Genomic DNA, 25831 nt, shown 5'->3' on the forward strand with positions numbered 1-25831 from the left:
CGGTGAGGGCTGAGTGGTCATGACAGGCTCCAGCAGCAGCCCGGGCGCCAGCCCGACCCCCGCAAGCGGACGCCCGCTGCGCGGCCTTGACGCGCCTGCCGGCAACGGGCTGGGCGGCGCCGAGCTGGTGGCCATCGGGCTGGGGGCGCTGTGGCTGCTGGCGGCCGTTGCCTTTTACGTCTTTGCCCCGGACAGCGCAGGCCTGTCGCAATGGACCGACCTGATCACCGGCGTGCTGGCGGTGGTGCTGCCGCCGGCGATGCTCTGGGTTGCGGCCTCTGCCGCGCGCTCGGCCCGGGTGATGCGGGAGGAGAGCGAACAGCTGCAGGCCGCCATCGACGGGCTGCGCCAGACCTATCTGACCCAGGCCCAGCAGCATGCCGCGGTGGCGGAGCCTACGATGGCCAAACGGCTGGAGGAGATCGCCGAGGCGACCCGCAAGACCGAAACCGCGCTGGCCACCTTCCACACCAGCCGCCGGGCCAATCCGGTGCGCCCGGCCATCCCAGCCGAGGCCGCCGAGATGACCGCCGCCGGTCAGGGCTCGCTGGCGCTTGGCACCCAGGCCGAGGACACCGCGCCGCCGCTGCCTGCGGAACAGTTCATCCGCGCCCTGAACTTCCCGGAGACCGCCGAGGACGAGGAAGGCTTTGCCGCCCTGCGCGCCGCCCTGCGCGACCGCAAGGCGGCGCAGGTGATCCAGGCCGCGCAGGATGTGCTGACGCTCCTCAGCCAGGACGGCATCTACATGGACGACCTGCGCCCCGACATGGCCCGGCCCGAGGTCTGGCGCCAGTTCGGCCAGGGCGCCCGCGGCCGCGCGGTCGCTGCGCTTGGCGGCGTGCGCGATCGCACCTCCCTGGCGCTGACTGCAGCCCGGATGAAGCAGGACCCGATCTTCCGCGATGCGGCGCACCACTTCCTGCGCCGTTTCGACCAGATGTTTGCGGAGTTCGAGACCGAGGCCACCGACGGCGAGATTTCGGCGCTCGGCAACACCCGCACCGCCCGCGCTTTCATGCTGCTGGGCCGGGTGGCCGGGACGTTTGATTGATGACGTGAAGCGCCTTTCAGGCGCTGCCTGCGGCGCGAGTATTTTTGGAAAGATGAAATAGCCGGGTGACGCGCCGCGTGCCAGCGCGGCGCCCGGCCCAACGGCGGGCAAGCATCTTGGATGCGCCGCGCCGCGGGCGGGAGAGGTCCGCCTACATCGCAAAACTGCCGTAGGGGATGAAACGCACCGGGTCGCCAGGCTTGATCTCCGCGGCGCCGTCGCCGAGCTCCACCAGCCCTTCGGCCCAGCTGAGGCCACTGATGCGGCCGGAGCCTTCGGATTTGAACACTTCCACCCGGCCATCCCGCACCCGCGCCCGAAGGTATTCGCGGCGGCCCGGTTTCTTGCGTTTTTCAAAGGCAGCAGGCACCTCAAACGCCTGCGGCTCCCGCCAGCCTGCGCCCGCCATCAGCCCCATCGCGGGGCGCGCAAAGATCAGCGTGCAAACCAGAGCCGCCACCGGGTTGCCCGGCAGCCCGAAGACCGGCGTGCCCTGCCACATGCCCAGCGCCAGCGGACGCCCGGGTTTAAGCGCAATCCGCCATTCCTGCATCGCACCTGCCTCGCGCAGCAGCGCGGACATGTGGTCCTCGTCCCCAGCGGAGGCGCCGCCCGAGGTGAGGATCACATCTGTTTCGTCAGCCGCCGCATCCAAGCGCGCTCGCAAGGCCTCCCGGTCATCCGCAGCCTTGCCCAGATCCACCGGCACGAAGCCCAGCTGCCGGATCAGCGCCAGCAGCATCGGGCGGTTGGCGTCAAAGATTTGCCCCTTACCCGCGGCTTCCCCGGCCTCGACCAGTTCATCGCCGGTAGAGAGCACCCCGACCCGCAGCGGCAGCCGCACGGTGAGCTGCGCCAGCCCGGTGGCCGAGACCAGCGCCAGATCGGCAGGCGTGATAACCCGGCCCGCGGGCAGGATAACTTCGCCTGCGGAAACGTCCTCGCCCGCCTTGCGGGTGTTCGCGCCCTGCTTCAGCGGGCCGTTGAAGGCAATCCGGGTACCGTCTGTGTTGACGTCTTCCTCCAGGATCACCGTGTCGACGCCATCGGGCAGCGCTGCGCCGGTCAGGACCCGGATGGCGCTCCCTTCGGGCACTGCGCCGTCGAAAGGCACACCGGCGGCAGCCCGGCCCCGCACGAGCGGCAGCACATGCGGGCCTTCCGCCCTGCCGCCGGCAAAACCGTAGCCGTCCACTGCCGTATTGGGCAGCGGCGGGTTGGAGCGTTTGGCCGCCGCATCCTCTGCCAGCACCCGGCCCAAGGCGTCTGACAGCGGCACGGTCTCCGTACCGGTCACAGGGCCCAGCCTGTCCCGTAGCAGGGCCAGCGCGTCATCGACCGGGGTCCAGTCGACACCCGCAGGCAGGGCAAAGCAATCATTGCTGAGCGGCGGCGGTGCCAGCCCCCCCGGCTCGTCTGCGGCCAGCGTATTCAAGCGGTCTTCGTATCCGGTGCCCAATATCCAAGCTTCCTCTTGTGCGTCCTCAGGGGCGGCAGCCAGCATTCCGGCGAGCTCCTCAGCCGGCAGGCGGCTGAGCGCTTGCGACAGGAGCCGCATCTGCACCCGGTCGCGGATTTCTTCCGGGCCGGCAACAGCCATGGCGGCCTTGACGGCGGGTTCGATCAACCCTGGCCAAATTTCTGCAAACACAATTTGCGCTGTCTCAACCTTTTCGAATGGCCAGACAGCAGCACCGTGCCGGAGCCGCAGCCGCTGCAGAACCGGCAGCCCCATGAGGACCTGGCTGCCGACGGTCGGGTTGAAGAACAGCTGGAAGCAGGAGGAGGCCGCCTTAGCCGCCAGGTCCGCGCTGCGCCGCTCTGCCGGGTCCTCGTAGGTTATCCCGGCTTTGCGGTAAGGGATATCCGGCCAGCGTGCCGCATCCGGCTTGCCCCAGAAGGGGCCGGCGCCGGAAAACAGCCGGTTTATTTCAGAGGCGACATCGAACCGGTTGTTGCTGCCGTCTTCATCGTCTTCGATCCGCTCTTCCAGCCATTGCCACAGGGCGAAGGGGTCATCCGATCCGGTGATCCGGCGCGCGAACCCGCGCGGATAGCCAAAGGGAAAGTCAAAGGCCGCGAGCACCCGCCGCCCCGCGGCTTGCTCGTCCTCCAGGAAGCGGCTGATCCAAACCTCCGCCTCCTGCCGGCTGCGGCAGTAGATTTGCTGTTCTGCGGTTCCGCTGCGCGCCACACCGAGCCAGATCGCGTCCTTGCTGGCGCGCTGCGGTTTGCGCTTGGCGGCGGACCAGTCGACGGCCAGAACGGTATCGAAGGGGGTCACAGCCCCAGTTCCGTCTCAATAAAATCCGCAATTGCCGCTGTATCGTTCAAGTCGAACACCGGGCGGTCCAGATCCAGCGGCGTATCGCTGGCAACCGCCCGGATGTTTGGATCCTGCGGGGCGATCAGGCCGGTGCCTGCTGCCTGCCGGAAGGCCTCGATCTTGGGGTGGGGTTCGCGTTTGTAGCCCTCCACCAGCACCAGATCGGCGGGGCTGAGGCGGGCCAGCAGGTCTTCCAGAGGCGGCTCGGGTGCGCCGCGCAGCTCCTGCATGATGGCGATACGGCCCGCGGAGGCCAGCACCACCTCCGACGCCCCCGCCTGGCGGTGGCGGTGGCTGTCGGTGCCGGGCTGGTCCACGTCCGTCGCGTGATGGGCGTGCTTGATGGTGGAGACCGTGAGGCCGCGGGCGCAGAACTCCGCCACCAGCCGCTCCATCAGCCCGGTCTTTCCGTTGTTCTTCCAGCCGGTGACGCCGTAGATCTTCATTTCAAGAGCGCCTCTGCGCGGGCCAGGTCCTCTGGCGTGTTGATGTTGAAGAAGGGGTCGAAGGGGTCTGCCTCAAACAGCGCCTCGCGGCCGCCGTGCTGATCGGTCCAGAGGACCACCTTGCGCAAGCCGTCATTCAACGCCGCCCGCAGGTCATCGCGCAGGGCGACGGGCCAAAGGCCAAAGGCCGGGTGCCGGTTCACTTTGCTCCGCCCGCCGGATTTCAGCGCCTCGTCGCCTGTGCGCGGAGTGGTGGCAAGGACCAGCGGCTGCGCCATGCCCTCGGCTGCTGCGGTCAGCCGGGCCACAAGATCCCGCGGAAAGAACGGCGTGTCGGCGGCGGCGGTCACAATGGTGTCAGCCCCCTGCTCTGCCGCCCAGTCGAGCCCGGCAAGCACACCTGCCAGCGGACCGGCAAAGCCCTCGATCGAGTCGGCGATTACCGGCAGGCCAAGATCGACGAACCGCTCCGGGTCGCCATTGGCGTTGAGCGCGAGGCCCGCGACCTGCGGCGACAACCGGTCCACCACGCGGGACAGCAGGCTCTGGCCGCCGACCTGCAGCCGCCCCTTGTCGCCGCCGCCCATCCGGGTGGCGAGGCCGCCTGCGAGGATGACGCCCAAAGGCTTCTGTTCTGTCATGACTTTTCCTCCTGCGGCGGAAAACACGTGATTTCCGGCCGGATTTCACGTGAAATCCGGTTACCCCTCCGCACTCTTCCTTCGGTGTTTCTTCTCTTCCACCGGCGCGTCCTTGGGGTCCATGTCGCGCACCAGCCGTTCCTCGCCTGAGAGGCAGATAAACCGCTGGCCGCGCATCCGGCCGATCAGAGTGAGGCCAACCTCGCGTGCGATCTCTACGCCCCAGGCGGTGAAACCTGAGCGCGAGGCCAGCACCGGGATGCCCATCATCGCGGTCTTGATCACCATCTCCGAGGTCAGCCGCCCGGTGGTGTAAAGGATCTTGTCCGCGGCCCCGGCCTGCTCCGACAGCATCCAGCCTGCGATCTTGTCCACCGCGTTGTGGCGGCCGACGTCCTCCATATAGACCAGCGGGCGGTCCTGCTGGCACAGCACGGTGCCATGGATGGCGCCGGCCTCAAGGTACAGAGAGGGCGTGCGGTTGATCTTGTGCGCCAGCGCATAAAGCCAGGAGGTGCGGACCTCCGCCTCGGGCAGGCGCACGTCCTCCAGCCCCTCCATCATGTCGCCAAAGACGGTGCCGACCGCGCAGCCCGACGTGCGGGTCTTCTTCTTCAGCTTCTCCTCGTGGCTGGTTTCCACCGCGGTGCGGACCACGACGGCTTCCAGGTCCTCGTCGTAGTCGACGCGGGTCACCTCGTCCTCATCCTGCAGCATCCGCTGATTGCGCAGGAAGCCAAGCGCCAGGTATTCGGGGTAGTCGCCGATGGTCATGGCGGTGACGATTTCCTGCGAATTCAGGAAGATGGTCAGCGGGCGCTCCTCGACCACGGCGATCTCGCTTACTTCGCCGTTCTGATCCACACCGCTTACGGCACGGGTCAGCCGCGGGTCTGCGACACCGGGGGCGATCAGATATTCTGATGCGATATCCATACTCACCAATTGCATTCCTTCTGCGTCCGCCGTAGGCGGTATTCACGCAATCTAGGACGCGCAGATGGCAATCACCACCACCAAATCGGCCTTCTGGAAGGGGTTTCGCGACAGCGCGCCCTTCATCTTCATGGCCTCGCCCTTCGGCTTCCTGTTCGGGGTGCTGGCGGCAGAGGCCGGGCTGATCGTGCCGGAGGCGTTCGCCTTCTCCCTCGCGGTCTTTGCCGGGGCCGCCCAGTTCACCGCGCTGCAACTGATGCAGGAGAACGCGCCGCTGATCATCATCCTGATTTCGGCCCTGGCGGTGAACCTGCGGATGGCGATGTATTCTGCGTCGCTGACGCCGTATCTGGGCGACGCTCCGATGTGGCAGCGGGCACTGGCCGCCTATTTCGTGGTGGACCAGTCCTATGCGCTGTCGATCGTGCAATTCGAGACCGAGCCGGAGATGCCGCTGGCGCAGCGGGTAGCCTATTTCTTTGGCACCAATGGCATCGTGGCGCCGGCCTGGGTGATTGCCACGGCGCTTGGCGCGCTGGTCGGCACCCGGATTCCGGAGAGCTGGGGCGTGGATTTCGTGCTGCCGCTGGCGTTTCTGGCGATGATCGGACCGATGCTGCGCACGCCGGCCCATATCGCCGCCTGTTTCGTGGCCGTTGCGGCCTCGCTGCCTGCGGCTGCGCTGCCCTATAATCTGGGGCTGATCGTTGCGGGTATTGCAGGCATGGTGGCCGGGGCGCAGGCGGAGCTGTGGCTGGAGCGGCAAAAGGCAAAATCGGAGGCCGCGAAATGAGCAGTATCCCCGCCCCCATCCTGTGGACCGTGATCATCGGGCTGGCGCTTGGCAGCTATGCCCTGCGGTTCGTCTTCATCGGCTTCATGGGAGGGCGCCCCATCCCGGAATGGCTGATGCGGCATCTGCGCTACACGGCGGTGGCGATCATTCCGGCGCTGGTGGCGCCGCTGGTGCTCTGGCCTGCGCCGACGGGAGGCGACCCCAGCCTGATGCATTTCGCCGCCGCGGCCGCGACATTCGCTGCAGGATATCTGACCAGGAACGTGCTGTTTGGCCTGGGTACAGGCGGGCTGTCGCTGCTGCTGCTGTATCTCGCCGCCTGACGCGCCGCGCCGGAGATAAGTTAATCTGCGGAGGAGGTTAGGGCTACGTTGGCCCCGGAAATGCCCGCCTGCAGATCGCCGCTGTCATTCTCATAGTAGCGTTCGGTCCGCACACCCGGCAGCTGGCCGAACTGTTCCGCCAGTTTTTCCGGATAAAAGGTGCGGTCAATGCTCTCAAAGCCCGGGATCTGCTGCAGGATGCCGATGGTTGCCTGGGCACAGTAGGCACCCGGCACCCGGCCATTGGTCACTGCCAGCTGATAGGCCTTTTGGGCCTGTTCCGGCGTCACCTCGACCCGCTGCACAACCACGTGGAAAGTGCTGCGCGCGTGGGCGCCGCGGTAGGCCTTTTCCACCGCGGGTGTGATGCCGAAGAGCACATCGTTCCGCTCCGGCACGACCGAAGCGTAAAAGGAGCCTGCGGGATCGAAGATCACCCGTTCCGAGGCGTTGATCATCAGCGACGCGTGGCCGCCCCGCCCGGTGCGGTTGTTGATCATCGTATACAGGGTGAGCGCGGGCGGTCCGGAGTGACGGTAAGCCGCCCGGGCCAGGGTCTCCGCATCCGCATTGGGCTGCTGAGGCGCAGCGCAACCCGCAAGCGCGGTCAGGACCGCGCCAAGGCACAGCAGATTGCGCATAAAGATGGTCTCCGGCCGGAAGATCAGGAGGCGAAGATTGCCAGGAAGATGGCAAAAAGGACCAGCGCGATGCTGAAACGGGTCACAAAGGTCAGGAAGCCGGAATAGGTCTTTTCCTGAACGGTGGTGTCCATGGTGCCGTGCTGATGTTCAGCCATGTGAGTTTTCCCTCAATTCACGTGCATTTTTCCGGTGATTACTGGATTTGCACCGCTCTGTCACCACGTCAATCGGGCGCATCTGACAGAAATGAGGTGCAAAACCTGCTGCCGCAGCGGCAATCCGGGGCTGCCGTGGCGCGGCGTCCGGCCCCGGCGCCGAATCGGCCCTGGGGCGCTGGCCTCAGTCCTGCTGCAGGTCGGACGCCAGGCGGAAGCCGATGCGGTTGGCAGGCTCTTCCTGACGCGCCTTGGGCACTGCGCGCAGCATCACGTTCAGCTGGCTGACGTGCTGAACCAGCTGGGTCCGGGAGCCGCCGCCCTCGCTGCCGTAGAAGGTGATGATGTCGGGATCGAAATAGCCCATGCCCTCGATCCGCAGCACCCCGGCATTGCCGCCGGCAAAGCCCATCGCGACCTCGTGTTCGGCATCCAGCTGTTTCTCGAAGTTCTGAATATAAAGTATCAGGCGCTCATAGGCCCAGCGGGCGGGGCTTTTGGCGGCGTCGGGTTTTTGCAGCTTTTCCGGCACTTCGGTCAGCCCGGTGCAGGCATCGGGGTCGGAGTGGACTTCGTGCACACACGGCAGAACCGCCGCTTCCGCTGCCTCGGCGCTGGTTGAAATCTCGTCGTTCATGCTTCCCCCTTCTGCCGGGGTGCATCACCCCTTGCGCTGATAGAGCCAGGCACCGTCTTCGCGCTCCCAGCGCGTCACCTGACCGGTGTGGTACAGATGATTTACATGGGCCACCGCTTCGACCAGTGCAAGCCCGTACTCGCCTTCGCCGATTGTGCGCTTGAACAGGGGCGCAAAGCAATCAGCGGCCGTGCGCGGCTCCGACAGGTGGTCCATCAGCCGCTCCAGCGCGCCGTGGTGGTTGCCGATCAGCTGCTGCATCCGGAGCGGCAGGCGGGTGAATGGCAGCTTGTGGCCGCCCAGCGCCAGGTGATCGGGGCGCGCCAGGTCCGACAGCCGCTCGCAGGCTTCCAGCCATTCGCCCAGCGGGTCCGCCATCGGTTCGGTCGCGTAGACGCCGATGTTGGGGCTGATGGTCGACAGGATCTGGTCGCCAGTGATCACCAGATTGTCATCGCGGCTCCAGAAGGTTGCGTGCTCGGGCGCGTGGCCGTTGCCGATATGCACATCCCAGTCGCGCCCGCCCATGCGGATCACGTCGTCCTGCTTGATCCGGGTGAAGCCCAAGGGCATCGGGTGCACCGTGTCGGCAAAGTTGAAGGGCCGGTCATTGACCCGCTTCTCGTAGAATTCCGGTGCCATGCCCGCGCTGCGGTAATAGGCCAGGGTCTCTTCCGGCCAGACCTCCTGCACGTCCAGCGTCAGCATCCGGGCAAACAGCCAGGCGGTACGGGTGGTGACCAGCTCAGCGCCATGCTGGCTCTGGAACCAGCCCGCCAACCCGATGTGATCGGGGTGGTGGTGGGTGCCGACGACGCGCCGCACCGGCTTGCCCTGCAAGGGGCCGGCCATCAGGCTGTCCCAGATCGCCCTGCTCTTGCGGGTGTTGAAGCCGGTGTCGATCACGGTCCAGCCGTCGCCGTCATCCAGCGCGTAGATGTTGACGTGGTCCAGCTTCATCGGCAGCGGCTGGCGCATCCAAAGGACGCCCTCGGCCACCTCGATCGCTTCGCCCTGCGCGGGCGGCTCCTGCCACGGGGTGCGGGGCGAAACGTCAGGGATATCGGTCACGGCGTCAGCCTGCCAGCTCTTCAAGGCTGAGGGCAAAGGTGCCCGCAGCGCCGGCCTGGGCGTGCGCTAGGAGCGAGGCATGTTCCGGCAGCATCCGGGTGATGTAGAACCGCGCCAGCTTCTCGCGCGGGCCGCCCTGATCCGCCATCGCCGCGGCCAGGTGATAGTGGCCGCCCAGCACCCGCGCAAAGGCCCGCAGATACGGCACGGAGCCGGCAAAGCGGTCCTGCATGTCCTCTTGCGCCACCAGCCATTCGGTGGCCTCGCGCAGGGATTCACAGGCCTGCCAGACCGATTCAGCCATGTTGGGATGGGTTGCGCGGGCGCGCTCGGCGCGCTCCTCGATCTCGTCGATGAGGGCAAAGGCGGTTTCGCCGCCGTCCATCATCTTGCGCGCCACAAGATCCATTGACTGGATGCCGTTGGTGCCTTCGTAGATCGCCGTCACCCGCACGTCGCGGTAATACTGTGCGGCGCCGGTTTCCTCGATGAAGCCCATGCCGCCATGCACCTGAACCCCGGTCTCGGACACCCGGATGCCGGTGTCGGTGCCGAAAGCCTTGGCAATCGGGGTCAGGAAGGCCGCGCGGGCGGCCCAGTCCTTTTCGCCGGTCGCGGTCTGCATGTCGATCGCTTGGGCACAGGCCAGCAGGATCGCGCGGGAGGCAAAGAGATCCGCCTTCATCTCCATCAGCATCCGGCGCACGTCTGCGTGATCCACAATGGTGCCGCTGGCAGTGCGGCCCTGTTTACGCTCCAGCGCATAGGCCAGCGCGTGCTGGTAAGCGCCTTCACCTGCGCCAACGCCCTGGCCGCCGACGCCGAGGCGCGCGTTGTTCATCATGGTGAACATTGCCGCCATGCCGCCGTGCTCTGCGCCGACCAGCCAGCCGGTGGCGCCGTCATACTGCATCACGCAGGTGGGCGAGCCGTGCAGGCCCATCTTGTGTTCCAGGCTGACGACCTTCAGGTCATTGGCCTTACCCGGGTTGCCATCGGCGTCCGGCAGGTATTTCGGCACCAGGAACAGCGAGATCCCTTTGGTGCCCGGCGCCCCGTCCGGCAGCCGTGCCAGCACCAGGTGGCAGACGTTTTCGCAGAAGTCGTTATCGCCCCAGGAGATATAGATCTTCTGGCCGGTGACGGCATAGGTGCCATCGCCGTTCGGCTCCGCCTTGGAGCTGAGCGCACCCACATCGGAGCCCGCCTGCGGCTCGGTCAGGTTCATGGTGCCGGACCACTCGCCGGAGATCAGTTTGGGCAGGTACAGTTCCTTGATCGCGTCCGAGGCGTGATGCTCCAGCGCCTCGATCTGGCCCTGGCTCATCAGCGGCGCCAGCTGCAGCGACAGGCAGGCGCCGGCCATCATCTCGTTCACCGCGGTGGCAACCGTCAGCGGCAGCCCCATGCCGCCGTGTTCTTCCGGCGCGCTCATGCCGATCCAACCGCCCTCGGAGATGGCTTTGAACCCGTCAGCAAACCCGGGCGAGGTCCGCAGCACGCCGTTCTCCAGATAGGCAGGCGTCAGGTCGCCGTTGCGCTGCAGCGGGGCCAGCACCTCATCGCACATCTTGCCCGCCTCATTCAGGATGGCGCTTACAACATCCGAGGGGGCCTCGGCAAAGCGGTCTGTGGCGGAAACATCTCCATAGCTGACAACATTGTTCAGCAGAAACTCGTACTCGGAAACGGGGGCACGGAAGGTCATGGGCGTCCTTTAGCGGTCTTTCGGGGGCGTCCTGGCGCGGGCAGTCTTGGCTTCCCGGCACGGGCCTATTATGGTCAGTGGCTTGACCGATTACCTAATCGGACGCCTGTTTCAATCAACCAAAACGCCGCGTCACCCGGAATGCCCCTGCAAAGCACCGAAATTCTTGCCGCAACGGAAGCGGGCATTGCCCGTGCCGCGCAGCTTTTGCGGAAGGGCAAGCTGGTCTCCTTCCCCACCGAAACCGTCTATGGGCTTGGCGCCGATGCCCGCCAGGGCGAAGCGGTGGCGGCGATCTACGAGGCGAAGGGGCGGCCCTCCTTCAACCCGCTGATAGCGCATGTGCACTCGGCGGTGGCGGCGCAGCGCTATGTGGAGTGGACCGAGACGGCAGAGACGCTGGCAGAGGCCTTCTGGCCCGGCCCGCTGACACTGGTGCTGCCGCTGCGCGAGGGCCACGGCATTTCGCCGCTGGTCACCGCCGGGCTGGACACCTTGGGCGTGCGGGTGCCCGCCCATCCTGCGGGCCAGGCGCTGCTGCGGGCCCTGGACGGCCCGGTTGCGGCGCCCTCTGCCAATCCTTCCGGCAAGATCAGTCCGACCACTGCGGCGCATGTGAAGGCCGGGCTGGACGGGCGCATCGCCGCCATTCTGGACGATGGCGCCTGCGGGGTCGGGCTGGAGTCGACAATCGTCGGCTTGGCGGGGCCAGAGCCGGTGCTGCTGCGCCCCGGCGGATTGGCGGCGGAGGAGATCGAGGCGGTGCTGGGCCACAAGCTGGCGGTGCGCGATTTGCACGACCCGCTGACCGCACCGGGCCAGCTGCTGTCGCACTATGCGCCGGGCGCGCCTGTCCGGCTGAACGCCGACGCCCCGGCCGTGGGAGAACTCTATCTCGGCTTCGGCCCCGGCGCCTGCGACCTGAACCTGTCGGAGCGCGGCGACCTGGCTGAGGCGGCGGCCAATCTGTTTGGCCACCTCCACCAGCTGGACGCGCTAGGCAAGCCGATCGCCGTGGCGCCAATTCCGGAGCACGGGCTGGGCGAAGCCATCAACGACCGCCTCCGCCGCGCCGCCGCTCCTCGTGATTGAACGGCGGGATTGAGCGGCGGGCCTGGAACCGATCCAGTGGCTCCCGCCCCTTTGAGCCCCATCACAGATGGGCCGTAAAGCGTTGGGCCAAGCGCCGCGCAAGCGCGGCGCGGCCAGTGGCATTTCCAATAACTGCATCATGGGTTGCAAAGCTTGGCTGCGCATGGAAACCGCAATTGAGAATCCGGGCCGCCAGCTTCCGCGCCGTGCGCCCGCCCGGCGCCCGGCCCAACCTTTTTCCGGTCATCTTTGATGATAGGAACAAAGGGCGGGAGTGCTCCCCCTGCCCTGCAGAACATCGCCCCCGCAGCCGGGGGTCAGGCGTGACCCGCGCTGGCTGACAAAGTCAAAGGATCGACGCCCAGCGTTTTCAGCGCGGCTTCCCATTTGCTGTCATCGGCGAGGCCAAAAACCAGCTCGGGGCTTGCTTCCGCCGTGAGCCAGCCGTTCATCGCAATCTCCGACTCCAGCTGCCCCGGCCCCCAGCCGGCATAGCCCAGCAGCACCAGCAGCTCCTCTGGCCCCTGGCCGCCCGCGATGTCCTCCAGGATGTCCAGGGTCGCGGTCATCGAAAAGCCGCCCGGCACCTTCAGCGAGCTCACATCCGATTCGTAATCCGGCGTGTGCAGCACAAAGCCGCGCTGGGTCTCCACCGGGCCGCCAAAGCGCACCGGCAAAGCGGCCGCGGCACTGCCTTCGCCGCCCATGTCCAGCTGCTCCAGCAGATCGCCCAGCGCCACGCCGTCGGCGGGCTTGTTGACGATAAGCCCCATCGCCCCCTCCTCGCCGTGCGAGCACAGGAAAACCACCGCGTGCTCGAACCGGGGGTCGCCAATTCCAGGCATTGCAATCAAGAGCTTGCCAGTCAGATCCATGAATTTCCGTCTTTCTGCTGCCTCCCCCCACCATGACGCGCAGCCGCCCGGCACGCAAGGGGCGCAAATGCGCCGGGCGGTGAAGCCTCCGGCAAATTTGCCGCAAACACAGGGCGATGGGCAGCCTATGACCGGATCGTGACTTGGCAAACCGCGCTGCCGGGCGCATTTATTTGTGCATGAGTAAGATACTGACCAAAGCGGCTGCCTGCGCGGCGTCTCTACTGGCTCTGGCGGCAGGCACCCCTGCCCTCTCCGGCGCCGTGGACGGCGACATAGTGGAGATCGAAGTGCTGGACGGCGGCATGACGCCGCGCGGCACCTATATGGGCGCGCTGCGGGTCAAGCTGCAGCCTGGCTGGAAGACCTACTGGCGCGCGCCGGGCGACGCCGGCATCCCGCCCAGCTTCTCCTGGCGCGGCGCGCGCAACGTGGGCGCGCTGTCGATCACCTGGCCCGCGCCGGAAGTGTTCCTGACCTCCGGCTACCGCACCATCGGGTATCATGACCAGCTGGTGCTGCCGGTGGAGATCACCCCCAAGACCGCTGGCAAGCCGGTGCGCCTCAAAGGGCGGATGCAGCTGGGTGTCTGCAAGGATGTCTGCGTGCCTGCCGAGCTGAGTTTTGACCACCAGCTGGATGGCGATGCAGGCCGCAACCCGGCGATTGCCGCAGCGCTCGCGAGCCGCCCCTGGTCAGCCAAGGAAGCCGGCGTGCGCCACGCCGCCTGCAGCCTGCGCCCGTCTGAGTACGGCATGAAAGTCACCGCCCGCATCTCGATGCCCCCGGCTGGCGGCGAGGAGGTTGCGGTGATCGAGCCAGGCTCGCCCAACCTTTATGCCGGGGAGACCACCACACGCCGCGAGGGCGGGCTGCTGGTGGCGGAGACCGAGTTCCTGCCCGCCGATGGCAGCGCCTATGCCATTGACCGCTCGCAGCTGCGGATCACCGTTCTGGGCCGCAATCATGCAGTCGACATTCAGGGCTGCAGCGCCGGATGAGCCCTCCTGACAGCCCGCAGCGCCCGGTGGTCGGCACCATTGCCGTGGTTTGCCGCCATTTCGACGGCCAGGACCACGTGATCCTGGTGCAGCGCGGCAAGGAGCCGAACGCGGGCTGGTGGGGATTTCCCGGCGGCCATGTGGAGATGGGCGAGACTGCCCTGCAGGCCGCCGCGCGCGAGTTGATGGAAGAAACCGGCGTGTCTGCCCAGCCGGTTGAATATCTCACCAATGTGGATGTGATTGTCCGCGCCGAGCCGGGCGCGGTGCAGCGCCAGTACCTGCTGACCGTTGTCCTGTGCGAGCACACCAACGGCGAACCGCTGCCGGATGACGATGCCGAACAGGCGGAATGGATTCCCATCGCAGAGATCGAAAGCCGCGGCCTGCAGCTGCTGGATCAGGTGGGCGAAGTCGCCCGGCTGGCTCAGGCCCGCTGGCGGGCGCTGAACCGGTAGGCGGCACCCCCGGCCAGGTAGGCGAACAGCGCCAGCATCAGCGCTCCAGCCACACAGGCCAGCAGCCCGGCCCGCACGGGCTCCATTGCCGCCAGCACAGGCGCCGCCCGCAGCAGCGGATGCAGTGCTCCCGTGGCCATCGCCCAGCCCAGGGTCAGCACCAGCCAAGCCAGTTGCGCCAGCGCTGTCCCCAGCACCAGCCAGCGCAGGCGCCCAGCCCCGCGCCGCAGGGCCCGGCGCAGCGCTGTCATCGGCCGCGACAGGTCCCGCTGCATCGCCACCAGGGCCGGCACCACCAAGAGCACCAGGAACATGCCGAAGCCAAGCCCATAGACCAGGGTGATCACCGTCGGCTTGAGGAATTGCGCCTGCTGCGCGCGTTCGAACAACAGAGGCGCCAGCCCCAGCACCGTGGTCATCGTGGTCAGCATCACCGGCCGCAGCCGGTCCGCCGCCGCGTCGATGATTGAGGGCACCAGTCCGCGGTCCTCGGCGTATTGGTCGATGGTGGTCACCAGCACGATGGAATCGTTGATGATGATCCCGGTCATTCCCAGCAGGCCAACCACCGTGAACATGCTGAGCGGCACTTCCCACATGTAATGCCCCCAAATGGTGCCAACCAGGCCAAAGGGAATGATCGCCATGACTACCAAGGGTCGGGTCCAGCTGGCAAAAATCCAGGCCAGCACCAGGTAGATGCCGGTGAGACATAGGATCAGACCCGTGCCCGCCTCCTGCAAAAACGTCTGTTCCTGCTCCGCCAGCCCCGACAGGCGCCATTCCACCTGCCGCTCGCTGGCGATAGCCGGCAGGATCTCCTCCTGCAGCGCTTGCATCACCGCCTCGGCGCGGGCCGGGTCGTCTTCGGATATGTCACCGGTCACGCTGATCACCCGGATGCCGTTCTCGCGCCGGACGGTGGAAAACCCGGTGCGCTGGGTGACCGAGACAATATCGGCCAGCGGCACGTAGATCCCGCTGGGCGCCCGCATCAGGGTGCGCTCAAGGAAATCGGCGGTCAGTTCATTCTGCGGAAGCTCCACCCGGATCGACGCGCTGCGCGGCCCGTCGGGATAGGTGGCTGCTTCAATCCCGTTGAGCCGCGCCCGGAGCGCCTGGCCCAGGCTGCCGATGGTGAAGTTCAGCGCCTGGCCATGCGGGGTGAGGTCCAGGATCACCTCCTCCTTGTCATAGGCCAGGTTGTCCTCGACGGCCGAGACCTCAGGAAAGCGCAGCAGCGCGGTTTTCAAATCCTCGGCAGCGGCCTTGAGCGTCTGCACGCTGGCGCCTGCGAATTGCACGTCCAGCGCATCGCCGCCCGGGCCCGACCGCCAGCTGCGGAAGGAGATCGTCTCCACCATCGGGTGGCGCGCCACCTTCTCCTGCAGCTCCGCCACGAAGGCAAAACTGGAATAGGGCCGCAGGTCGGCGTCGATCAGCTCGATCGAGATCCCGCCCAGCATATCCGTGTCCTTGCCCTCAACCCCTGACAGGCCGCGGCCCGCATTGCCGCCGGTCTCGGCCATCACGAAGTCCAGCGGGTTACGCCCGTAGCGTTCGGCATACTCCGCCCCCAGCGCCTCTGTCGCGCGCTGCATCTCCCGCATCATCTCCATTGTATCAGCGCGGGTAGCGCCCTCCACCATGGCGAAATTGCCGGTGACCGAGCCGCGCTCCGGCGCGTTGAAAAAGCGCCATTGCACGTCGCCGTTGATGAACAGCGCTGCCTGGCTGGCGAGGATCGCCAGCGCGCCAGCCAGCACTGCGTAGCGCGCGGTGACGATCAGCCCCATCAGCGGGCGGAACGCATGATCGCGCAGCCAGCGGAAGCCGCGGTTCACCATCCGGTTCGGCCAGTCGTACCAGTGCCGCGCCTGCGCATGGGTCAACGCATGGGCCAGGTGGTTGGGCAGGATCAGGAAGCATTCCACCAGCGAGGCCGCCAGCACCGCGATCACGGTGAACGGAATGTCGCGGATCAGCTCGCCGAACCGCCCGCCCACGAGGGTCAGCCCAAAGAACGCAATGATGGTGGTGAGGGTTGCGGCAAAGACCGGCATCGCCATGCGCCGGGCGGCATTCTCGGCGGCCTGCACCGGGTTTTCCCCCAGCCGCCGCACCCGGAAATCGGCGTGTTCGCCCACCACGATGGCATCATCCACCACGATGCCCAGGGTGATGATCAGTCCGAACAGGCTGACCATGTTGAGCGTGATCCCGGCGGCATACATCAGCGCCACCGCGGCAAACATCGACGCCGGTATGCCGACGGCCACCCAGAACGCAATGCGGGTGTTGAGGAACAGGAACAGAAGGCACAGCACCAGCGCGAGCCCCATCAAACCATTATCGACCAGCAGGTTCAGACGGTCGGTAATGTGTTCGGCGCGGGTGCGGATCAGCTGGGCCGTTACCCCCTGCGGCAGACTCGCCTGCATGTCCGCGACCACCTCCTGCACCTGGCGCTGCAGGCGGATGGCGTTGCCCTGGTCAGAGCGGTCGACCCGGATCGACATTGCCGGATGCTCGCCCACGAAATAAGAGCGGTTGCGGTCCACCCCCTCGACCCGCACGGCCGCCACATCCTCGATAGTCAGAACGGACCCGTCGGCGTTGGTCCGCAGCACGATGGCTTCCAGCTCATCCGGCTGGCGCTTCTCGCTGCCGGTGCGCACCCGGGCATTGGCGCCGGTCACGTCGCCTGCAGGATCCGCATCAACCTCCGCCGCGATGGCCTCGGCAATCTCGCGCATGGTGATGTCATGGGTGATCAGCTTGGCAGTCGGCACTTCGACGATGGTTTCCGGCGCCGCAACCCCGCGGATGGTGGTGCGGGTGACACCGGCCTCGAACAGGCGGGTGATCAGCTCATCGGCAAACAGCCCCAGCTGCCCGGCCCCTACCGGCCCGGTGATCACCACGTCGGTCACCCGGTCGCGCCAGGCACCGCGGCGCACCTCCGGCTCCTCCGCTTCCTCCGGCAAGGTAGTAATCCCGTCGACGGCGCTTTGCACGTCATCGGCGGCCTGTCCCATGTCGGAGCCCGGCTCAAACTCCAGCGTCAGCGTTGCCAGCCCCTCGCGCGATGTAGAGTAGGTTTCTTCCACCCCGTCCACCGCCAGCAGCACCGGCTCCAGCACCTGGACGATGGCGTTGTCCACGTCCTCCGGCCCGGCACCTTCCCATTCGACGGAAACGGTAACCCGCTCAACGATCACATCCGGAAAGAACTGCGCCCGCATGTTGGGCATCGCAGCGGCCCCCAGCACCAGCATGATCACCAAGAGCAGATTGGCCGCAGTGCGGTGGCGGGTGAAGTAGCTGAACAGCCCGCGAGCCGGCCGGGGGAGCTTGCGGACCATGGCCCTCAGCCTCCCATCCGGGATTCAATGCGCGTGACCAGCTGCGCCGGCACCCGCGCCTCAGCCAGCTGTTGCAGCATCTTGGCCTTCATCTCAGACGGCATCGCGCTGCTGCCCTCGACAAAGGCCACCAGCCGGGCACGGCGCTCGTCGCTCAGCTCTATCAGTTCCGGCAGCGCCTGCACTTCAGCGCCCTGCCGCAGCGGCCGCACCTTGATGCCGGCCCCCAACAGCGGTGTCCGCCCGGTGACGACCTCGCGGCCCTCCAGCCCGGCGCCGCGGATCAGCACGTCGTCGCCCTGGCGGCGCACCAGCTCAACCGGGAGCGTCTCCAGCCGGTCTTCCTCGCCCAGGATCAGCACCGAGCCATCGGCCCCCAGCGCCGAGGCGGGGACCCGGGCCACTGCGGCAACCTCAGGCTCTGTCACCTTGACGGTCACAAAATCGCCCGGCTCGAACCCGGGAGCAGTGTCCAGACGCGCATAAACCAGCCGTCCGGTCTGCCCGTCACCCGCCGCACCGCTGGCGCGGGAGATCTGCCCGGCGGCGCTCAGCCCCGCTCCGTCGGCGTCCAGGGTCACCCGTACAGGCGCCCGCAGCAAATGCCCTTCGGTGTCCAGCAGCCGGGCGTATTGCGCAGTCGAGACCCTGAAGGCCACTTCCAGCAGGTCCGGATCGACCAGATCCGCGAGTTTTTCATTGGCAGAGACCAGCCGCCCCTGCACCAGGCTCACCGCCTGCAGAGTGCCGTCGAAACGTGCCTTGATTGTGGTGTCGTCGAGATCCCGCTGCGCCTCGTCCAGCGCAATCTGCGCGCGCGCCACCCGGGTGGCGGCCTGATCCGCCCGCGCCTCTGCCTGGCTCACCGCCTGACGGCGCGAGATCACCGCCTGGCGCGCCTGCACCGCCGCCAGTTCCGCGGTTTCCACCGCCGCTGCGGTGCCGACACCCCGGTCGGCCAAATCCACCTGCCGCTGAAACGCGCGCTCGCGCAGCTGCGCCTGATCCTGGGTGGCCTGCAGCTCATCCTGCGCCAGAACCAGCGCCCGGCCAGCATCGCGCTCCTCGGCGCGGGCATCCATCATGTCCGCCTCGGCCCGGTCCAGCGCCGCCTGAGCATCCGCCGGGTCGATCTGCACCAGCACCTCGCCTGCGCGCACGGTGCCGCCTTCCTCAAAATCCTCAGAGAGTTGCACCACACGGCCGCCGACCGCCGTGCGCAATTCCAGCGTGCGGCGGCTCTCGACCCGGCCAAAGGCGGTCAGCTCCGGCGCCACCGTCTGCAGCTCCGCCGTCACCACATTGACCGCAAAAATCCGCTCCCGCGCCGGGGGAGCTTTCTTCTCCACGTTCAGCTGCGCCTCGATTGCACTGAAAATCAGCTGCCCGGCATAAAGCAGCAGTGCCGCCGTGACCGCCGCCAGGAATACACCTGTCACACTCTGACGCAAAAAGCGCATGTTTCTCCCTTCCGGTGGCGGCTGCTGCCGGGACCGCGGGCGCGGCCTGCCAAAGCGCAAAATGCCTTGTGCCCGGTTGGAAATATATGATTTTCCGCACGGGTTTGCGAGGTTACACGCCGCAGCCGCTCACTTCCGGCGCAGATGTTCCTCCAATCTGGGCATGATTTCCACGAAATTGCAGGGCCGGTGACGGTAATCGAACTGTTTTGAAAGAATTTCATCCCAGCCGTCCTTGCAGGCGCCGGGACTGCCGGGCAGCGCAAACAGATAGGTGCCGCCCGCGACCCCGCCAGTGGCGCGCGACTGCACCGCGCTGGTGCCGATCTTCTGCATAGAGACCCAAGTAAAGACGGTGCCGAAGGCCTCGATCTCCTTCTCATAGACGTCGCGGTGCGCCTCCACGGTCACATCGCGCCCGGTCAGGCCGGTGCCGCCGGTCGAGATCACCACATCCACCTCCGGATCCGCCACCCAGGCGCGCAGCTGCTCGGCAATCTCTGCCCGCTCATCGGGGATGATCTTGCGGGCGGCCAGCACATGGCCCGCCTCACCCAGCCGGTCGACCAGCACCTGGCCGGAGCGGTCGTCCTCCAGCTTGCGGGTATCCGAGACCGTCAGCACCGCGATGCGGACCGGGATGAACTCCATGTTTTCGTCGATACGGGACATTGCCTGTCAGGTCCTCTCTGTACTCGCCAGCCGCAAGGCCAACGCTGCAAATATTTCCGCCGGGGCGCAAACGGGCCAGGCCGCATCAGCGCTCAAGGCTCCACGTCGAACCAGCTAACCGCGGGGCCCAGGTTGGCCACCTGTGTCCTACCTAGTGTGCCGCGGAAGCCCCAGCAATCATGCACATGGCCGCAGAGCAAGAGCCGCGGCCGGATACGCTCCGCCGCGGCCCTGACGGCGGTGGAGCCAACGGACTGCCCGCCAGAGGTCACATCCCCCAGCCCCTTGGGCGGGGAATGGGAAATCAGGATATCCGCGTGATCACAGGCCGCCAGCATCGCCGCCGCCTGCACCTCGCTCAGGTCGCAGGACCAGCTGCCAAAGGGCGTTTCCGGCACGCCGTACCCCAGCCCGAACAGGCGCAGGCCTTCAAACGCCACACCATCGCCATGCAGAACCGTGGTATTCGGGAAACCCGCGGCACGCAGCTCATCGCCGCTTTCGCCGTTGCCAGGCACCGCCACCATCGGCGCCTTCAGCCCGGCCAGCATCGCCACTGCCCGGTCCATACCGTGCCGGCAATTGCAGAAGTCGCCCGCTCCGATCACCAGATCCGCTCCGGCGCTGGCCGCCACTATATCTGCCGCATGGGAGGCCGAGAGATGCAGGTCGGAGAACGCCAGGATTTTCATCGCATTTCCTCAGGACAAGCTGCCCAGCCGCGCCTTCAGCTCCAGCAGGTCCGCCCAGGCCAGCCGCTTCTGCGACGGCTGGCGCAGCAGATAGGCTGGGTGGAACATCGGGATCACCGGCTTGCTCCAGGCCTGGTCCCATTTGCCGCGCAGCCGGGTAATCCCGCGCTTTCCCAGCACCGCCTGGCAGCTGATATTGCCCATCAGCACCAGGATTTCCGGTTCCGCCAGCGCCACATGCCGCTCCAGGAAAGGCGTCAGCATGGCAATCTCGGCCGGCAGCGGGTCGCGGTTCTGCGGCGGCCGCCAGGGCAGCACATTGGTGATATAAACGCTTTCCGCACGGCTGAGGCCTATCGACTCCAGCATCTTGTCCAAAAGCTGCCCGGCCCGGCCCACAAACGGCTTGCCCTGCAGATCCTCGTCCCGGCCCGGCGCCTCGCCGATGATCATCACCCGCGCGCCAGGCTGGCCGTCCGAGAAGACCAGGTTGCGCGCCCCGCGTTTCAGGTTGCAATGATCGAAGGCTGCCAGTGCATCGTGCAGGGCGGGCAACGACGCTGCCCCCTTGGCGGCCTTCTGAGCCACCTCTGCGGGGTTCACCTCCTTGGGCTTGGGCGGCGGCGCGGGGGCTGCCCCTGGCTTCGGCTTCGGCGCGGCCTGTTCCAGCGCATAGCGGTCGACCGGCGCGTCGCACAGCGCTTCGGTCGCGCCCAGCTCCGCCTGCCACTCCAACAGCGCCCGGGCGCTCCAGTAATCCAATGCCGATTCCATGCGCCCAAGCTACTCCGCCCAGCCGGCAAGCGGAACACCCCTCCGCCGCGATGCCGCAGATTCAAGCCTTTCATCTTTCGGAAAATACTCCGGGGAGCGCGAGGGGCCCGCCCCTAGCCAGCAATGCCTTGCCGCAACCGCCCGCCCCGCCTATAAGAACCGGCAAATCAAGCGGAGCCGCCCATATGTCCTTCGAACACCGCCACTTGCTTGGCATCGAACCGCTGAAGCCGCATGAGATCACCGCGATCCTCGATCTGGCCGACGATTATGTGGCGCTGAACCGCCGCCCCGAGAAGCACTCCGACGTGCTGGCGGGGCTTACGCAAATCAACATGTTCTTCGAGAACTCCACCCGCACCCAGGCCTCGTTCGAGCTGGCGGGCAAGCGGCTGGGCGCCGATGTGATGAACATGGCAATGCAGGCGTCCTCGATCAAAAAGGGGGAGACCCTGATCGACACCGCGATGACGCTCAATGCGATGCACCCGGATCTGCTGGTGGTGCGCCACCCGCATTCCGGCGCGGTGGACCTCTTGGCGCAAAAGGTGAACTGCGCGGTGCTGAACGCGGGCGACGGCAAGCATGAGCACCCGACCCAGGCGCTCCTGGATGCGCTCACTATCCGCCGCTCCAAGGGCAGGCTGCACCGGCTGAACATCGCGATCTGCGGCGATATCGCCCACAGCCGCGTTGCGCGGTCCAACCTGATCCTGCTCGGCAAGATGGAAAACCGCATCCGCCTCATTGGCCCGCCAACCTTGGTGCCGGCCCAGTTCGCAGAATTCGGCGCCGAAATCTATGACGACATGCGCGAGGGGCTTAAGGATGTGGACGTGGTGATGATGCTGCGCCTGCAGAAGGAACGCATGGACGGCGGTTTCATCCCGTCGGAGCGCGAGTATTACCACCGCTACGGGCTGGACGCGGATAAGCTCAGCCAAGCCAAACCCGACGCCATCGTCATGCACCCCGGCCCGATGAACCGCGGGGTGGAAATCGACGGGACGCTGGCCGACGACATCAACCGCTCGGTCATTCAGGAGCAGGTGGAAATGGGTGTCGCGGTTCGGATGGCGGCAATGGACCTGCTGGCCCGCAACCTGCGCGCCGAACGCCTGGCTGAGGCTGGGTGAACGGCGTGGATGGCGTGATCCATATTCCGGCGGGCGAGCGCGGTGTGATCCGGCTGTTTGCGCTCGACATGCGGCCCGAGCAGGCAGCCTTCCTGAAGGAGCCCGGCGCGCTGGCGCAGGTCCTGGGGATCGAGGCGCTCAACATGGATCAGGTGGAGGTCTTCCCGGTCTCCGACCTGGAGGATATCGGCCTGACAGGCTACCTCACCGAAGGCTGCGGCGTGCCGCGGGCGCAGGTGGAGGAAGACCGCGCGATGCTGGAAGCGCAGGAAGGCCATGTGCTGTTGATCCGCTCGCGCGCTTTTGAGGGCAAGGAAACGCGGCTGACCCCGGCGGATCAGATCAAGCTGACCGGCACCTATGGCGAGCGCCGGACCAACTGGAGCGCGCCGCCCGAAACCGCCGAAAGCGCCAAGCCCTATTCCGCCCCGAAACTGCCGCCGCGCGCGGCGCGGTCGCAGGCCCGCCGCATCGGTGCGGGGCTGTTTGCCGTGGTGATGCTGCTGATTGCACTGCTGATCTGGGTGCTCGTGACCTGATGGCGGCACAAGAATTCAGACCGGACCGCGGCGCCTATGTCCGCGCCCACGCCTGGATGGCAGCGCTTGGCATGGGCGGCGCCATGGCGGTGCTGTGGATCATGGGCAGCCCGCACATCTGGACCGGTGCCATCGGCGGCCTGGCGGCCATCGCCTTGCGCGGCTGGTACATGGCCAGCGAGGAACTGGCTGTGGTCTGGACCTTGACCCGGGAGACTCTCTCCGGCCCCGCGGGGCGTTCGGTTCCGGTCACGCAAATCGAAGCTGTCAAAACCATGGGCAGCTATGTGCAGGTGGTCACCAAGGACGGCGGCAAGCACCTGATCAAATACCAGGCCGACCCGGCCGCGACCCTCAACGCAATCGAAAGAGCCAAGGCATGAGCACTCTCTTCACCAACGCCCGCCTGATCGACCCGGAGGGTGGCAGCGACACACCGGGCATGGTGCTGGTCCTGAACGGGCGGATCGCGGCGGTTGAAAAGAACGTCACCGATCCTGACCAGTTGCTTCGCGCGCAAAACATCAGGCCGGAAGATGTGACCCTTGTGGATTGCGGCGGCAAATGCCTGGCGCCGGGGATCGTCGACATTGGTGTCAAGGTCTGCGAGCCGGGCGAGCGGCACAAGGAAAGCTATAAGACCGCGGGGCTTGCGGCAGCCGCTGGCGGCGTCACCACCATCGTGACCCGCCCGGATACCACCCCGGCGATCGACAGCCCGGAGACACTGGAATTCGTCACCCGCCGTGCCCAGGCGGATACGCCGGTGAACGTGCTGCCGATGGCGGCGCTGACCAAGGGGCGCGAGGGGCGCGAGATGACCGAGATCGGCTTCCTGATGGATGCCGGCGCCGTGGCTTTTTCCGATTGCGACCACGTGGTTCAGAACACCAAGGTGTTTCAGCGCGCGCTGACCTATGCCCGCTCCTGCGGCGCCCTGGTTATCGCCCACCCGCAGGAGCCGGGCCTGAGCAAAGGCGCGGCCGCCACCAGCGGCAAGTTCGCAGCGCTTTATGGCCTGCCCTCCGTCTCGCCGATGGCAGAGCGGATGGGGCTGGACCGCGACATTGCTCTGCTGGAGATGACCGGCGCCAAATACCATGCCGACCAGATCACCACCGCCCGCGCGCTGCCCGCGCTGGAGCGCGCCAAGAACAACGGGCTGGACATCACCGCGGGCACCTCGGTGCACCATCTGACGCTCAATGAGCTGGACGTGGCAGGCTACCGCAGCTTCTTCAAGGTGAAGCCGCCACTGCGCTCCGAGGAGGACCGCCTGGCAGTGGTCGAGGCGGTGCGTTCGGGGCTGATCGATATCATCTCCTCCATGCACACGCCGCAGGATGAGGAAAGCAAGCGCCTGCCGTTCGAGGAGGCCGCGGCCGGCGCGGTGGCGCTGGAAACGCTGCTGCCCGCGGCGCTGCGCCTGTACCATGCGGAACTGCTGGACCTCCCTGCCCTGTTCCGCGCCATGTCGCTGAACCCGGCCAAGCGGCTTGGTCTGGACAGCGGCCGCCTTGCCGAGGGCGCGCCCGCGGATCTGGTGCTGTTCGACCCGGATGTGCCCTTTGTATTGGACCGCTTCAAACTGCGCTCGAAGTCGCAGAACACCCCTTACGACGGCCAGCGGATGCAAGGCCGCGTCGAAGCCACCTATGTGGCCGGTGAGCCCGTCTACCGGAGGGACTGATGCCAGTTATTGAAAGCTCTGCTGCTGTTCTGATCCTCTGGGCAGTGATCGGCTACGGCCTTGGCTCCGTGCCGTTCGGGGTGGTTGTGACCCGGTTGCTAGGGCTCGGCAACCTGCGCCAGATCGGGTCTGGCAATATCGGCACTACCAACGTGCTCAGAACCGGCAGCAAGGCCGCCGCGGCACTGACGCTGCTTCTGGATGGCGGCAAGGGCGCAGCGGCGGTGCTGCTGGCCCGCTCCCTGGCTGGCGAGGATGCAGCGCAATTGGCCGGCCTTATGTCGTTCCTTGGCCATTGCTTCCCGGTCTGGCTGGGCTTCAAGGGCGGCAAGGGCGTGGCCACATTCCTGGGCCTGCTGCTGGCGCTGGCCTGGCCGGTCGGCATCGCCAGTTGCCTGACCTGGCTGGCGGCGGCGGCGGTCAGCCGGATTTCCTCGATGGGGGCACTGGTGTCGGCTCTGACGGCGCCGGTGTGGGCATTTGTGCTGGGCTATCAGCCGGTGATTGCCCTGTCGGTGCTGCTGGCGGCGATTGTCCTTGTCCGCCATTCGGCGAATATCGCCCGGCTGCGGGCAGGCACCGAACCCAGGATCGGGCAAAAGTGACCGCCGCAGAGCTGCAAGCCTTTCTTGCAGCTTTTGACGCGCTGCCGCTCGGGGCCTTCACCGGTGTTGCCGATGGGAGAAAATACACTGTCACCCGGCAGGATCTGGCAGCAGGCAAGGCACAGAAGCTGGTGGCGCGGGAGCTGGGCGGCACCGATTACATCAGCCTCAACCTCTACCGGCTGGCATCCGGCGCGCGGCTGAAGCCCTGCGAGATGCCCGCGGAGAAAGTGATCCGCTTCGTCCTCGCACTGGAAGTCACGGGATGAGACGCTCCAGCGCCCGGCCGTTGGACCAGGTGCCGTGCAGCTCGCCGCTGGGCATTCGCACATAGACCACCGGATAGGTGTCGCCCCAATTCACCAGAACCACGTCGCCATTGCGGGTGCCGCTGCCGGCAAAGCTTCGGCTGCCAATCTGCCACTGCATCTCTATCGCCCCGCCGTTCTCACTGATCTGCACGGTGCCTGAGTAACTGCTGCCGTCCGGGTTGCGGCCCTCCGCGCGGTAGCTGCCGCCGATGTCTTGCGCACTGACCGGCATTGCCGCCGCTATCAAGACCGCGGCCAGCCCGCAAAACAATGCGCGGCGGGTGGGGGATGGGTGTGTCATGCTGACCTCCAGTTTGCCTGTCCCAACTCTGCCCGGCGCATTGCGGCCTGTCACCTGTTCTGCGCAGGAATGCACAGGCCGCTGCCGCCGGGCGCACAGTCAAATTGAGTTGTTTTGAACGTG

General features: G+C 66.7%; 28 protein-coding genes. 12 read left to right on the plus strand and 16 right to left on the minus strand.

The features are described from left to right. The first annotated feature begins 19 nt into the window (after positions 1-19). Entirely contained in the window at positions 20-1054 is a 1035-nt protein-coding gene (locus AC4HIX_RS09080; RefSeq protein WP_490398747.1) for a hypothetical protein, read from the plus strand. A gap of 151 nt (positions 1055-1205) precedes the next feature. Here AC4HIX_RS09080 and AC4HIX_RS09085 read toward each other — a convergent pair whose 3' ends face one another. Genes AC4HIX_RS09085 through AC4HIX_RS09100 form a run of 4 tightly spaced genes read right to left on the minus strand, consistent with a single transcriptional unit; the run spans position 1206 to position 5403 of the window. Then, on the minus strand, positions 1206-3338 hold the full coding sequence (locus tag AC4HIX_RS09085) for a molybdopterin-binding protein (protein WP_490398748.1): 2133 nt from the start codon (positions 3336-3338) through the stop codon (positions 1206-1208). Further along, on the minus strand, positions 3335-3826 hold the full coding sequence (mobB, locus tag AC4HIX_RS09090; RefSeq protein WP_490398749.1) for a molybdopterin-guanine dinucleotide biosynthesis protein B: 492 nt from the start codon (positions 3824-3826) through the stop codon (positions 3335-3337). The genes AC4HIX_RS09085 and mobB overlap by 4 nt, the downstream gene beginning before the upstream one ends. After that, on the minus strand, positions 3823-4467 hold the full coding sequence (gene mobA / locus AC4HIX_RS09095; RefSeq protein WP_490398750.1) for a molybdenum cofactor guanylyltransferase MobA: 645 nt from the start codon (positions 4465-4467) through the stop codon (positions 3823-3825). The genes mobB and mobA overlap by 4 nt, the downstream gene beginning before the upstream one ends. 60 nt (positions 4468-4527) lie before the next feature. Continuing rightward, entirely contained in the window at positions 4528-5403 is an 876-nt protein-coding gene (locus AC4HIX_RS09100; protein WP_490398751.1) for a formate dehydrogenase accessory sulfurtransferase FdhD, read from the minus strand. A gap of 64 nt (positions 5404-5467) precedes the next feature. On the opposite strand from AC4HIX_RS09100, the gene AC4HIX_RS09105 reads away from it, so the two are divergent. Together AC4HIX_RS09105 and AC4HIX_RS09110 are read left to right on the plus strand one after the other, a co-directional pair. Then, positions 5468-6196 (plus strand): AzlC family ABC transporter permease, encoded by a 729-nt coding sequence (locus tag AC4HIX_RS09105; RefSeq protein WP_260011790.1) that lies wholly within the window; start codon positions 5468-5470, stop codon positions 6194-6196. Continuing rightward, positions 6193-6522 carry an AzlD domain-containing protein gene (locus tag AC4HIX_RS09110; RefSeq protein ID WP_475050109.1) on the plus strand — a complete coding sequence of 110 codons (330 nt, stop codon included), beginning with the start codon at positions 6193-6195 and terminating at the stop codon, positions 6520-6522. The genes AC4HIX_RS09105 and AC4HIX_RS09110 overlap by 4 nt, the downstream gene beginning before the upstream one ends. A 20-nt stretch (positions 6523-6542) precedes the next feature. Here AC4HIX_RS09110 and AC4HIX_RS09115 read toward each other — a convergent pair whose 3' ends face one another. The 5 genes from AC4HIX_RS09115 to AC4HIX_RS09135 all read right to left on the minus strand — a co-directional run bounded on the left by AC4HIX_RS09115 (position 6543) and on the right by AC4HIX_RS09135 (position 10737). Beyond that, positions 6543-7163 carry a hypothetical protein gene (locus tag AC4HIX_RS09115; protein WP_475050108.1) on the minus strand — a complete coding sequence of 207 codons (621 nt, stop codon included), beginning with the start codon at positions 7161-7163 and terminating at the stop codon, positions 6543-6545. Positions 7164-7186: 23 nt separating this feature from the next. After that, positions 7187-7321 (minus strand): aa3-type cytochrome c oxidase subunit IV, encoded by a 135-nt coding sequence (locus AC4HIX_RS09120; protein WP_475050107.1) that lies wholly within the window; start codon positions 7319-7321, stop codon positions 7187-7189. 184 nt (positions 7322-7505) lie between these two features. After that, positions 7506-7958 (minus strand): DUF6173 family protein, encoded by a 453-nt coding sequence (locus AC4HIX_RS09125; RefSeq protein WP_490398752.1) that lies wholly within the window; start codon positions 7956-7958, stop codon positions 7506-7508. A gap of 24 nt (positions 7959-7982) precedes the next feature. Further along, positions 7983-9029, minus strand: coding sequence for an MBL fold metallo-hydrolase (locus tag AC4HIX_RS09130; protein WP_490398753.1), 1047 nt, complete (start codon positions 9027-9029; stop codon positions 7983-7985). 4 nt (positions 9030-9033) lie between these two features. Next, complete coding sequence (locus AC4HIX_RS09135; protein ID WP_490398754.1) at positions 9034-10737, minus strand: acyl-CoA dehydrogenase family protein; 1704 nt, start codon at positions 10735-10737, stop codon at positions 9034-9036. A gap of 141 nt (positions 10738-10878) precedes the next feature. On the opposite strand from AC4HIX_RS09135, the gene AC4HIX_RS09140 reads away from it, so the two are divergent. After that, positions 10879-11829, plus strand: a complete 951-nt coding sequence (locus AC4HIX_RS09140; protein ID WP_490398755.1) for an L-threonylcarbamoyladenylate synthase — start codon at positions 10879-10881, stop codon at positions 11827-11829. 317 nt (positions 11830-12146) lie between these two features. On the opposite strand, the gene AC4HIX_RS09145 is transcribed toward AC4HIX_RS09140, so the two are convergent. Further along, on the minus strand, positions 12147-12704 hold the full coding sequence (locus AC4HIX_RS09145; protein ID WP_490398756.1) for a YqgE/AlgH family protein: 558 nt from the start codon (positions 12702-12704) through the stop codon (positions 12147-12149). Between the two features lie 179 nt (positions 12705-12883). Between AC4HIX_RS09145 and AC4HIX_RS09150 the strand changes: the two genes are divergently transcribed. Both AC4HIX_RS09150 and AC4HIX_RS09155 read left to right on the plus strand, forming a co-directional pair. After that, positions 12884-13705 (plus strand): protein-disulfide reductase DsbD domain-containing protein, encoded by an 822-nt coding sequence (locus tag AC4HIX_RS09150; protein WP_490398757.1) that lies wholly within the window; start codon positions 12884-12886, stop codon positions 13703-13705. After that, a complete protein-coding gene (locus tag AC4HIX_RS09155; protein WP_490398758.1) occupies positions 13702-14163 on the plus strand; it encodes an NUDIX hydrolase in 462 nt (153 codons plus the stop codon). Before AC4HIX_RS09150 ends, AC4HIX_RS09155 begins: the two co-directional genes overlap by 4 nt. Here AC4HIX_RS09155 and AC4HIX_RS09160 read toward each other — a convergent pair. From AC4HIX_RS09160 to AC4HIX_RS09180, 5 genes are all read right to left on the minus strand, one after another. After that, complete coding sequence (locus tag AC4HIX_RS09160; protein WP_490398759.1) at positions 14133-17528, minus strand: efflux RND transporter permease subunit; 3396 nt, start codon at positions 17526-17528, stop codon at positions 14133-14135. The two genes, AC4HIX_RS09155 and AC4HIX_RS09160, sit on opposite strands and share 31 nt — an antisense overlap. Positions 17529-17533: 5 nt before the next feature. Beyond that, positions 17534-18988 (minus strand): efflux RND transporter periplasmic adaptor subunit, encoded by a 1455-nt coding sequence (locus tag AC4HIX_RS09165; RefSeq protein WP_490398760.1) that lies wholly within the window; start codon positions 18986-18988, stop codon positions 17534-17536. A gap of 129 nt (positions 18989-19117) precedes the next feature. Beyond that, positions 19118-19660, minus strand: coding sequence for a molybdenum cofactor biosynthesis protein B (gene moaB / locus AC4HIX_RS09170; RefSeq protein WP_490398761.1), 543 nt, complete (start codon positions 19658-19660; stop codon positions 19118-19120). 92 nt (positions 19661-19752) lie between these two features. After that, positions 19753-20352 (minus strand): metallophosphoesterase family protein, encoded by a 600-nt coding sequence (locus AC4HIX_RS09175; protein ID WP_490398762.1) that lies wholly within the window; start codon positions 20350-20352, stop codon positions 19753-19755. Between the two features lie 9 nt (positions 20353-20361). Continuing rightward, positions 20362-21126: a uracil-DNA glycosylase gene (locus tag AC4HIX_RS09180; RefSeq protein WP_490398763.1), complete on the minus strand. Its 765-nt coding sequence runs from the start codon at positions 21124-21126 to the stop codon at positions 20362-20364. Between the two features lie 185 nt (positions 21127-21311). On the opposite strand from AC4HIX_RS09180, the gene AC4HIX_RS09185 reads away from it, so the two are divergent. From AC4HIX_RS09185 to AC4HIX_RS09210, 6 genes are read left to right on the plus strand one after another with little or no spacing between them, the layout of a single operon-like run. Next, complete coding sequence (locus AC4HIX_RS09185) at positions 21312-22262, plus strand: aspartate carbamoyltransferase catalytic subunit (RefSeq protein WP_475050080.1); 951 nt, start codon at positions 21312-21314, stop codon at positions 22260-22262. 5 nt (positions 22263-22267) lie between these two features. Further along, positions 22268-22801, plus strand: coding sequence for a hypothetical protein (locus AC4HIX_RS09190; protein ID WP_490398764.1), 534 nt, complete (start codon positions 22268-22270; stop codon positions 22799-22801). Then, positions 22801-23184 carry a hypothetical protein gene (locus tag AC4HIX_RS09195; protein ID WP_490398765.1) on the plus strand — a complete coding sequence of 128 codons (384 nt, stop codon included), beginning with the start codon at positions 22801-22803 and terminating at the stop codon, positions 23182-23184. The genes AC4HIX_RS09190 and AC4HIX_RS09195 overlap by 1 nt, the downstream gene beginning before the upstream one ends. Next, the gene (gene pyrC / locus AC4HIX_RS09200; RefSeq protein ID WP_490398766.1) at positions 23181-24491 is read left to right on the plus strand and encodes a dihydroorotase; all 1311 of its coding nucleotides are present in this window, start codon (positions 23181-23183) and stop codon (positions 24489-24491) included. The genes AC4HIX_RS09195 and pyrC overlap by 4 nt, the downstream gene beginning before the upstream one ends. Continuing rightward, entirely contained in the window at positions 24491-25096 is a 606-nt protein-coding gene (gene plsY, locus AC4HIX_RS09205; protein ID WP_490398767.1) for a glycerol-3-phosphate 1-O-acyltransferase PlsY, read from the plus strand. Before pyrC ends, plsY begins: the two co-directional genes overlap by 1 nt. Then, a complete protein-coding gene (locus AC4HIX_RS09210) occupies positions 25093-25365 on the plus strand; it encodes a hypothetical protein (RefSeq protein WP_490398768.1) in 273 nt (90 codons plus the stop codon). Before plsY ends, AC4HIX_RS09210 begins: the two co-directional genes overlap by 4 nt. On the opposite strand, the gene lfb1 is transcribed toward AC4HIX_RS09210, so the two are convergent. Further along, complete coding sequence (gene lfb1, locus AC4HIX_RS09215) at positions 25355-25708, minus strand: LIC10280 family protein (RefSeq protein ID WP_490398769.1); 354 nt, start codon at positions 25706-25708, stop codon at positions 25355-25357. The two genes, AC4HIX_RS09210 and lfb1, sit on opposite strands and share 11 nt — an antisense overlap. Positions 25709-25831 lie beyond the last annotated feature (123 nt).

It is taken from the genome of Leisingera sp., from assembly GCF_982940295.1.